Raw genomic sequence first — 9,710 nt, 5'->3', positions numbered from 1 at the left:
CCGCGTGTATTGCCGATGGGTGGCCCTGATGATGGTGACCGCCACGTCACTTCCTGCCGCCGGCCGCACCCCAGCCGGAGCGTCCATCACGGCGGCGCCATCCGCGGCCATCAGGCACCGCCCCCGGTCAGCGCCCGCGCCGCTACCGGCCGGGATCCGTCACCGGGCGTGATAAGGGCAGGTACGAGGGCCGACACAACCAGGCTCGCTTTGGCCTGGTTCTGCGTGGATGCTGTCCGAGCCTCCCCGAGGGACGCCTCTACCGCGGACGGCTCTACCGGGCGACGACGAAGGCCGCGACATCCCGCGCCGGGCGGTCAGCAGGTGCCTGCGCCGGATGCCCGATGCCCACGGCGCCCATGGGCTGCCACTCATCCGGCAGCCGCAGGACGGCGCGGACCACCTCCGGGCAGAACAAGGTGCTCGACACCCAGCATGATCCCAGGCCGTCCGCGGCCAGGCAGATCAGCATGTTCTGCACGCCGGCCCCCATCGCGACCAGGAACATCCGCTCCTCGGCGGCGGCCCGCCGGCCATCCGGGTAGGCGTGGGCGCCGTCGGCGGCCAGGCAGGGGACGACGAGCACGGGTGCCCGGCGCAGCACGTTCCCACGGGCGAGCCGGCGCGCGACCGCCGCCTCGCCGAAGCCGTCGGCGACCAGGTCCGCTGCCCACGCCGTGGCCATCGCGTCGAGCAGCTGGTCGCGGGCTTCGGTCACGACCACGAACCGCCACGGTGTGGTGTGGTGCGGCGCGGGTGCCGTCAGCGCCGCCGCGAAGGCACGCTCGATGGCGGCCGGATCCACCGGCCGGTCGCTGAACTCCCGGATGGTCCGCCGGGCGGTGACCGCAGCCCGTTGGGCTTCAGCGGTGCCGAGCCGGAACATGTCCTCGGCCGCGGGGCGTACCAGCGCCCGGGCCCCTCGGCCGTCGTCGGCGAGCGGGCGCAGCCCGCGCACCAGCGCCACCGGCACGCCGGTCAGTTTCCCCTTGACCAGGTCGGCGGCGGCGGCCAGCTCGTCCGCTTCGGCGATCTCGGTCATGCCCAGTTCGTTGCCGTACGGGTCGACATCGCCGATATGGCTGCGCAGCGCGGCCATGCCCGCGACGCCGATCGCGTGGTCGGTCAGGCCGGCCCGCCACGGCCGGCCGGCGGTGTCGCTGATGATGACAGCGACCCGTACGCCCAGGCGGTCGCGCAGCCCGGCCGCCAGCGCCCGAGCGCTTGCGTCCGCGTCGACCGGCAGCAGGGCTATCTCGTTTTTGATCACATTGGACGCGTCCACCCCGGCGCTGGCGATGACGAATCCCTGCCGGGTCTCCACGATTCGGGTCGGCCCGCGCCGGGCCACCTCGCGGACGGTCTCGGCCTCGACGGCGGCCAGCCGGGCCGTCTCCCGGTCGCCGTCGACGCGCAGCAGCCGTCCTTCCGCCTTGGAGACGATTTTTGAGGTGACGACGAGGACATCGCCGTCGCGCGGCTGGAGGCCACCGGTGGCCAGCGCGGTCACGATGAGCGCGGCGAGGTCGTCACCGGTGCGCACCTCGCCGATGCCCGATATGGCGATGATCTCCAGGGTGTCAGACACCGGCGAGTTCCAGGGCCGCGCGCACGATCTCGGCGGTCGCCGCGACGTCGGTCATCAGCAGCGGCCGGGCCCGCACGGTGACTCCGGGCACCTCGGTACCGGTGTCGGCGGTGTCAACCAGCCAGCCATCGAGAATTCCGTCCCGGGTAACCGGGTCGCGGACGGTCGTGCTGTCAGCGGTCGTGCTGTCAGTCGGTGTGCTGTCAGTGGTTGTGCCGCGCTGGGCGGTGTGGCGACGGGCACCGTAGTGGGTGCCTACCGCGCCCGCACTGGTCGCCACACCGATCGCGGTGAGGCAGGCGTCCGCCATGCCGCGGACGGGCGCGCCGCCGATGATCGGCGACACGCCCACGACTGGAGCGGGCGTCTGTGCCAGCGCCGCGCGTATCCCGGGCACGGCGAGGATCGACCCGATGGACACCACCGGATTCGACGGCGGGAGGAGCACGACATCGGCGTTGGCAAGCGCGTCGAGCACGCCGGGCGCGGGTCGCGCGGCCTCGGCGCCTATCGAAACGATCTCTATGGCTGGTGTGGCGGCACGCATCCGCAGCCACCACTCCTGAAAATGCACGGCCCGGCGGCCTGCGTCGGTCATCACGACGACGTGCGTCTCGACCCGTTCATCGCTCATCGGCAGCAGGCATACCCCGGGTTTCCACCGGTCGCAGAGCGCGGCTGTGACGTCGGTGAGCGGGTAGCCGGCGGCGAGCATCTGGGTGCGCACGAGATGCGTGGCGAGGTCGCGGTCGCCGAGCCCGAACCAGGTGGGACCTGCCCCGTAGGCCGCCAGCTCCTCGGCCACAGTGAATGTCTCGCCATGGCGGCCCCAGCCACGCTCGGGGGAGACGCCGCCGCCGAGCGTGTACATGACGGTGTCGAGATCAGGACAGATCCGCAGGCCGTGCAGGGTGATGTCGTCGCCGGTATTGCCGATCACCGTGATTTCGGCATCCGGCAACACAGCCTTCACCCCGGTCAGGAAGCGGGCTGCGCCGATGCCACCCGCAAGAGTTGTGATCTTCATCCGATACCCACGTCCCGCCGTCCTGTCACCGGTCGCTCCCGTCCACGCGGTGTCCTGACCGTAGCCCCGGCGGGACGAGCTTCCTCGACGGCACCCGCCGTGGTCGGATGTCTCAGGGGGAGAGGGCCGTGCCCGCCCGCGCCTGCGGCTGGCGGGTTGTGAACGACGCAAGCAGATAGCGTACGAGGCTGCTGGTCGGCCGTGCGGGAGCCGGGTTGGCCAGGCCGCCCTCGATGGTGGCCACGACCGCGTCCGCGGCGATTTCCCGATCGGGCTCGGTCACCCGGTCCGCGACTGTCGCCAGGGCCAGGTCGTGGAGCCAGGCATGCAGGCGTTCGTGGTACTCCATGACTGTGGGTGAGTGTGGTGCTCGCTCGGCCACACATGGGTGCAGGGACCGCCGGCGTTCGACCGAGTCGAGGGCGGCGAACAGCTTCTGGGCCGGATCACCGGCGAACGTGTCGATCCGGTCGACCTCACCGTCGAGGAGCCGGTTGAGAACCGCGGCGAACGCATGGTCTTTTGATCGGAAGTACCAGTAGACGGACCCTGGCTCGATGCCCGCGGCTCGCGCGATTTCGGCAATGGATGTGGCGGCGAAGCCCCGGGCGAGGAACTGCTGTTCAGCGACGGCCAGCAGCGCGTCAATCCGCTCCTCGCGCGGAACCTCCTGGCGGTTACGCGGCACCTGATCAGTTTAACGGCCCGGCGTCCCGCGGGTCGCGGGACGCCGGGCCGTCCGGTCACATTGACCGGGGCCGAAGCCGGCATGATCATATTTTTCCGCGCTGCCAGTGGGCCATCAGGCCCCGCCGCGAGGTGCTCGATGGATGCCATCGGATGGCCTCGGCCCGCGGCGGTGGATCGACGGTGGATGCGTCGGGTGCGCGATCCCGAATCGGAATGTTCATCAGCTGCTTTCACCGAAAGCAGCTGATGATCTTTTTGAGTTCTATCTCTTGATTTTGCTTCGAGAGCGTGGTGAGACTGATGGCATGCGCCGATCCGCGTAGCGGACCAGCGCACTGGAGCAGCGGGTGGTCTGCCAGGCGACCTGCACGTCCGGCCTGCTGCCCGCCGCGGCTGCGAACATCTCGCACCCAGCGCTGGAACAGCGGAAGGACGGTCCATGCCTGAGATCACGAAGAGGCCGCCGATCGCGATGAGGCACACTCTCGACGCCCTCACCGCCACCCTGGCCCGGGCCCTGGCTGGCGCGCGCCACCCGCAGGTGGAGGCTGCCCGGCGGTCTCAGCTGCGCCAGTGGGCAGGTCGTTCGCCGACACAGCGCGACGCCGCCGCGGAGCGCTGCGACCAGCTCGCGGCCCGCTGCCGGATGTACCACACCCTCGGTGTCGTTGGTCGGTTCCGCAGCGTCAGTCCGTCGTGTCCGGGCCGGTCGGGATGATCGGCCGACCTGGCGGCGACCGCGGGCAGGTCGTTCGGTCGCCGATCGTTGGGCGGTGATCCCGGCGGCTGGCTCGTGCGGCGGAGAGCTGGCTCGTGCGGCGGAGAAGGGACGCGCTCTGGGGCGTGGGCCGGCGGACGCTCCTGGCGGTGCTGATTGCTAGATGACCATTGGGGTTCGGGTGAGCGGATGACGAGAGCAGGGAAGCCCGCCGACGGTTCGGTCGGCATCGGCGCGCGGCCGGTGCCGACCGCCGTACCGGTGGCGCCCGGTGCCGCGGCACTACGGCGCGCGCTGCGGCGGGCCCGCGACGGCGCGCTCCTCGATGCGGTGGAGGCGGCTGTCCTGATGGCCGCCCGTGGAGACGATCTTGTTGATCTGTCCGGGTCGGCCGCGCGGGTCCGTGCCGCCGGACTGCGCTCGGCCGGCCGGCCGGACACGATCACCTATTCGCCGAAGGTGTTCATCCCGTTGACCAGGCTGTGCCGGGACAGGTGCCATTACTGCACCTTCGCGACCGTCCCGCGGCGGTTGCCCGCGCCCTACCTGAATCTCGACGAGGTCGTCGACATCGCCCGCCAGGGCGCGGCGGCAGGATGCGCGGAGGCGTTGTTCACCCTGGGGGACCGCCCGGAGGATCGCTGGCCCGCCGCGCGCGAATGGCTGGATGCGCACGGCTACGACTCGACCACCGGGTATCTGCGGGCGGCGGCCATCGCCGTTCTGGAGGAGACCGGGCTGCTGCCGCACCTGAACCCGGGCGTGCTGTCGTGGGAGGAGCTGGCCCGGCTCAAGCCGGTCGCCCCGTCCATGGGGATGATGCTGGAGACGACCGCGGCCAGGCTGTGGTCTGACCCAGGCGGCCCGCACCACGGCTCGCCCGACAAGGAGCCGGCGCGCCGGTTGCGGGTGCTGGAGGACGCCGGTCGCCTGGCTGTCCCGTTCACCACCGGCCTGCTGCTGGGGATCGGCGAGACCCGGTTGGAACGGGCCGAGACCCTGTTCGCGATCCGGGAGGTGGCGCGGCGTTACGGCGGTGTCCAGGAAGTGATCGTGCAGAACTTCCGGGCCAAGGACGGCACGGCGATGTGTGGCGAGCCGGACGTCGGCGCGGCGGAGCTGGCGGCCGCGGTCGCGGTCGCCCGGCTCGTTCTCGGGCCGTCAGTCCGGTTGCAGGCGCCGCCGAACCTGGTCGATGCCGGCGAATGCGCGCTTCTGCTTGCCGCGGGCATCGACGACTGGGGTGGGGTGTCCCCGGTCACCCCGGACCACGTCAACCCCGAACGCCCCTGGCCGGCGGTGGAGACGCTGGCCGCGCTCACGCGGGCGGCGGGCTTCACGCTGCGGCCGAGGCTGACCGTCTATCCGCCCTATCTCGGTGAACCGTGGCTGGACCCGCGGCTGCGATCCCACGTCGACGCCCTGGCCGGTCCGGACGGCCTGCTGCGCTCCGCGGCCACCGCGGTGGGGCGGCCATGGCAGGAGCCCGACGGTGGCCTCGCGAACAGCGGCCGGGTCGATCTGCACGCCGCCATTGACGTCACCGGCCGCCAGGCCGACCGCAGAGCGGATTTCGTCTCCGTGTACGGCGACTGGGACGTCCTGCGTGCGCGGGTCAGCGCGGCCGGTACAGGTGCTGACGGGGTCGTCGGCACGGGGTCGCGTGCGCGCGTGCCGCTGGTGCGCCTCGACGGCGCGGAGCGGGCCGCCCTGCGCCGCGCCACCCGGGACCCGGCGGGGATCAGCGACGCGGATGCCCTGGTGCTGTTCGACGCCTCGGGCGCGGCACTGGCGGAGCTCTGCGGGCTCGCGGACGACCTGCGCCGGGACACGGTCGGGGACGACGTCACCTACGTCGTCAACCGGAATATCAATTTCACGAATGTCTGCTATACGGGGTGCCGGTTCTGTGCGTTCGCGCAGCGGCGCAACGACGCCGACGCCTACACCCTCTCCCGGCAGGAGGTCGGCGCCCGTGCCGAACAGGCGTGGGCGGCCGGCGCGACCGAGATCTGCATGCAGGGCGGCATACACCCGGACCTGCCCGGGAACGCGTACTTTGAGCTGGCACGCGAGATCAAGAGTCGGGTGCCAGCCGTCCACCTGCATGCCTACTCGCCGATGGAGGTCGTCAACGGCGTCACCCGGACAGGCCTGTCCATCCGTGACTGGCTGACCGCCGCTCGTGAGGCGGGTGTCGACTCGATTCCCGGGACGGCCGCGGAGATCCTCGATGATGACGTGCGATGGGTGCTGACCAAGGGCAAACTGCCGGCCGCGAGCTGGGTGGAGATCATCACAACCGCGCACGAGATCGGTCTGCCGTCGTCCGCCACGATGATGTACGGGCATGTCGACACGCCGGCCCACTGGCTGGCCCATCTGCGGCTGCTGCGGCGCATCCAGGAGCGTACCGGAGGGTTCACCGAGTTCGTGGCGCTGCCGTTCGTCCATCACAGCTCGCCGATCTATCTGGCTGGCGTGGCCCGGCCCGGCCCCACCGTTGAGGAGAACCGGGCGGTACACGCGATGGCCCGGCTGTTGCTGCACGGCGCGATCGACAACATCCAGTGCTCGTGGGTGAAACTCGGCGTGGACGGCTGCCATCAGGTCCTTCGCGGTGGTGTCAACGATGTCGGTGGGACCCTCATGGAGGAGACCATCAGCCGCATGGCGGGCTCCCAGCACGGGTCGGCCCGATCCATCGCCGAGCTGGAGGCCATGGCGGCCGGCGCGGGCCGGCCCGCCCGCCAGCGCACCACGACCTACGGAGCCGTCGGCGCGGAGCGGTTCGCCGCGGCCCGCCCGGATGCCGCGGCCGGGTCTGTCGGCGGTGCGCGCAGGGTCCTTCCGATCATCTCCTGACGGGTCCTCGGTCCCGATCTCGCCGTCCCGGTGATTTGATCGTCTGCCCGGCCGGACAATGGTCCCCAAGGATCGTCATCCACCCGGGGCCCGTGTTCTGGATGCCGGCCGGGCTGCGGCCTCGGGCCGGGTCCCCATCGCGATCGACGCCCGCGCGCCGCCAGGGCCGTTGATGCCGGTTGCGAGCGCTGGTTGTCCCAGCGTGCCGTCGACGTCTCGGAAGCACGGTGTCCACGGATGTCAGGTGGATGAGAGGAGATGTCATGAGCAGGACAATTCATGACGGACTCATGCAATTTCGGACGGTAAGATGGCCTGGTCGGGGGGTGCGAGGGGTTGACGTGTGTTGCTCAGGGCGGCGAAGGGGGACCCTCTGTAACGGCATCTTGCTACCGTGAGCTATTGTCTGATCGCTGGTTGTAGAAGATGTTGCGCTGGTGGGGTTGACGTCGCTGAGTTCGGCGCGTGTAATTACCGGCGTGTCATTTCCCCCGCCGGTGGGGAAAGTGCGATAAAGCACTCGCCCGGCCGGTGTGGACACCAGTCACCTGCGCGCCGGCGCCCGGGGGGTGGCCGACCGCACCGCGACGGGTCTGGAGGAGTCCACATGGAACGCACCGACGCGGGCGTCCGCATCGTTCTCGCTGAAACGCACCGACCCCGCGCCGCGCTGTCCGCCGGGATGGCTGTTGACCGATGGCCGAGGCAGTCTGACCCCGGCCACCACGGTGGCGGAGAGCTGGTTACCGTCAAATTTGATCTTGATGCTGGCCCCGACGGTGAGCCTGCCGGATCGGCGCATCCCGATGAGACAGCCACCGAACATTACGATCATGATTCGGCCAACATCATCGAACTCGATATGGACGACATCCTCGCCGACCCACCGGAGTGGCAGGAGCGCGCGCTGTGCGCCCAGACCGATCCGGAGGCGTTCTTTCCGGAGAAGGGCGGCTCGACCCGCGAGGCCAAGCGCATCTGCTCGGGCTGCGAGGTCAGGAGCGAGTGCCTGGAGTACGCGCTCGACAAGGATGAGCGGTTCGGGATCTGGGGCGGCATGTCCGAGCGTGAACGGCGCAGGCTGCGCCGCCGAGCGGTCTGACCGTCGCGAGGGGAAGGCCGGCGGGCAGGCGTTCACCGCACGGTGAACGCCCGATCGTGCCCAACGGGCACGTCACCACCAGCCGAGGGCCTCGCGGGTGGGCACGGCGCCAGCCGGCGGATCCCGGTGGCTGCGGCCCGGCTGGCGGCCCCGGCCGGCCGGCACGGTCGGTGTCAGCGTTGACCGGGCCGGACGCGGGGCGACGCGCGTTGGAGCGCCCGAGGATAGGACTGTCCGGCTCGTGGCTCCCCGCATCCCGCCCGGCCGCGTTGTCGTCGGTCGCCACCCAACACCAGGGTGACTCCCTCCTCCGCCTCGCGATGCACACACCCCAGCCCCGCTCCTTGATCCACGCCCCTATTGCCGGTCGCTCTTATCCAGGTGAGGCGAGGAACACCCGGCCCACACCGGTGAGCCTGAGCCGTGTCGACTCCGATGATCCCGGGGCGAGCAGGGCCGCCTGGCCGCGGTGAAGCCTGATGGTGCCCGTGCCCGTGCCGCCTACCTCGACGGTGCCGTCGGTGACCAGCAGGATGGCCGGACGCGTGACCGTCACGCCGTCACCGCCTGGTGGGGCACCGGCCGGCAGGTCGCAGATCGCCTCAGCCAGCAGGAAGTCGTCAACAGGAACATCCCAGGTACGCACGGTGATCCCAGTCGTCGCCAGTGTCGTCCGGGGGATGAGCACCGGGGCCGGGGCCGGCGTGGGGTCAAGGACATCCAGCAGCTCGTCGACGTCGATGTGTTTCGGTGTCAGGCCGCCGCGCAGCACGTTGTCCGACGTAGCCATGATCTCGATGCCGACGCCGTGGACATAGGCGTGCAGCAGGCGTGCGGGCTGGAACAGCGCCTCGCCAGGCCGCAGTGATATGTCGTTGAGCAGCAGCGCCGCGGCGATTCCCACATCGCCGGGGTGCGTCGCGGCAAGCCGGCGCACCAGGTCGGCGGCGGACGCCACCGCCGGTGCCGCCGGTGCCGCCGGTGGTTCGAGCATCGCGGCCGCCTCGGCCAGACCGCGGGCAAAACCGTGTGCCTGGTCGGCGGGCATCGTCAGCAGCGTGCGCAGGACCGTCGCGGCGCCCGCGGCCGGATCCCGCTCAAGCGGCGCGAACGCGGCCTCGAGCGGCGGATAACCCAGGCCATGCACAACGGCGAGGGTCCGCTGCGGGTCACGGACGCCGGCCAGCGCGCGGAAAGGCGTGAGCGCGACGATCAGTTCGGGTTTGTGATTGCGGTCCCGGTACCGCCGCTGGGCGGCATCGCGCGGTACGCCGGACCGTTCCTCGTCGTCAAAGCCGGTCTGCGCCCGTGTCGTGTCCGGGTGGACCTGCAACGAGAGAGCCTTCTCCGCGGCGAGAACCTTCAGCAGGAAAGGCAGCGGGCCGGCGACATCGGCGGCTGGCCGCCGCCCGTTGGCGGTCTCGACCTCGGACGGGGCGCCTGGATGGGTGCCAAGCCACAGCTCCGCGGCTGGTTCGCCGGTGGGCGTCTCACCGAGCAGGTCGTAGATGGCGCTGGGCGAGCCCCAGTCGTAGGTGCGCACCCGCCCGAACAGCCGCAGAATCCGGTCGGGCGTCCCGGCGGTCACTGTTGTCCGTCCTCCTTCTGGTGAACTGCTCAGGGCGCTTGCGCGCTGCTCAGGGCATGCGGTCCGGAGGGCATGCGGGCACGGCCGCGCGGCTGCTCAGCCGGCTGGCGCAAGCCCCGAGCGAGCGGAAGG

At 70.9% G+C, this 9,710-nt stretch carries 7 protein-coding genes; 3 read left to right on the top strand and 4 right to left on the bottom strand.

Going from position 1 to position 9,710, the window contains the following annotated elements; genetic code table 11:
- Positions 1-274: 274 nt before the first annotated feature.
- The 3 genes from MJ785_RS05260 to MJ785_RS05250 form a co-directional block, all read right to left on the bottom strand.
- Positions 275-1,588, bottom strand: coding sequence for a coenzyme F420-0:L-glutamate ligase (locus MJ785_RS05260; RefSeq protein WP_239308131.1), 1,314 nt, complete (start codon positions 1,586-1,588; stop codon positions 275-277).
- On the bottom strand, positions 1,581-2,615 hold the full coding sequence (cofD, locus tag MJ785_RS05255) for a 2-phospho-L-lactate transferase (protein ID WP_239380120.1): 1,035 nt from the start codon (positions 2,613-2,615) through the stop codon (positions 1,581-1,583). Before cofD ends, MJ785_RS05260 begins: the two co-directional genes overlap by 8 nt.
- A 112-nt stretch (positions 2,616-2,727) precedes the next feature.
- Complete coding sequence (locus tag MJ785_RS05250; RefSeq protein WP_239308133.1) at positions 2,728-3,303, bottom strand: TetR/AcrR family transcriptional regulator; 576 nt, start codon at positions 3,301-3,303, stop codon at positions 2,728-2,730.
- A 441-nt stretch (positions 3,304-3,744) separates the two neighbouring features.
- Between MJ785_RS05250 and MJ785_RS05245 the strand changes: the two genes are divergently transcribed.
- The 3 genes from MJ785_RS05245 to MJ785_RS05235 all read left to right on the top strand — a co-directional run bounded on the left by MJ785_RS05245 (position 3,745) and on the right by MJ785_RS05235 (position 7,990).
- Positions 3,745-4,023, top strand: a complete 279-nt coding sequence (locus MJ785_RS05245; RefSeq protein ID WP_239308134.1) for a hypothetical protein — start codon at positions 3,745-3,747, stop codon at positions 4,021-4,023.
- Between the two features lie 189 nt (positions 4,024-4,212).
- The gene (locus MJ785_RS05240; protein ID WP_239380119.1) at positions 4,213-6,888 is read left to right on the top strand and encodes a bifunctional FO biosynthesis protein CofGH; all 2,676 of its coding nucleotides are present in this window, start codon (positions 4,213-4,215) and stop codon (positions 6,886-6,888) included.
- A gap of 862 nt (positions 6,889-7,750) precedes the next feature.
- On the top strand, positions 7,751-7,990 hold the full coding sequence (locus tag MJ785_RS05235) for a WhiB family transcriptional regulator (protein ID WP_239308173.1): 240 nt from the start codon (positions 7,751-7,753) through the stop codon (positions 7,988-7,990).
- 373 nt (positions 7,991-8,363) lie between these two features.
- On the opposite strand, the gene manA is transcribed toward MJ785_RS05235, so the two are convergent.
- Positions 8,364-9,578 (bottom strand): mannose-6-phosphate isomerase, class I, encoded by a 1,215-nt coding sequence (gene manA, locus MJ785_RS05230; protein ID WP_239373973.1) that lies wholly within the window; start codon positions 9,576-9,578, stop codon positions 8,364-8,366.
- Between the last annotated feature and the right edge of the window lie 132 nt (positions 9,579-9,710).

This window comes from Protofrankia sp. CiT1 (assembly GCF_917627335.1).
Taxonomy (GTDB): Bacteria; Actinomycetota; Actinomycetes; order Frankiales; family Frankiaceae; genus Protofrankia.
This window is presented reverse-complemented; position numbering and strand designations above follow the sequence as displayed.

Bases quoted from the DNA above. Each gene is read 5' to 3' on its own strand.
- cofD (WP_239380120.1), bottom strand. From the start codon at position 2,615: ATGAAGATCACAACTCTTGCGGGTGGCATCGGCGCAGCCCGCTTCCTG.
- MJ785_RS05240 (WP_239380119.1), top strand. From the start codon at position 4,213: ATGACGAGAGCAGGGAAGCCCGCCGACGGTTCGGTCGGCATCGGCGCG.
- MJ785_RS05245 (WP_239308134.1), top strand. From the start codon at position 3,745: ATGCCTGAGATCACGAAGAGGCCGCCGATCGCGATGAGGCACACTCTC.
- MJ785_RS05235 (WP_239308173.1), top strand. From the start codon at position 7,751: ATGGACGACATCCTCGCCGACCCACCGGAGTGGCAGGAGCGCGCGCTG.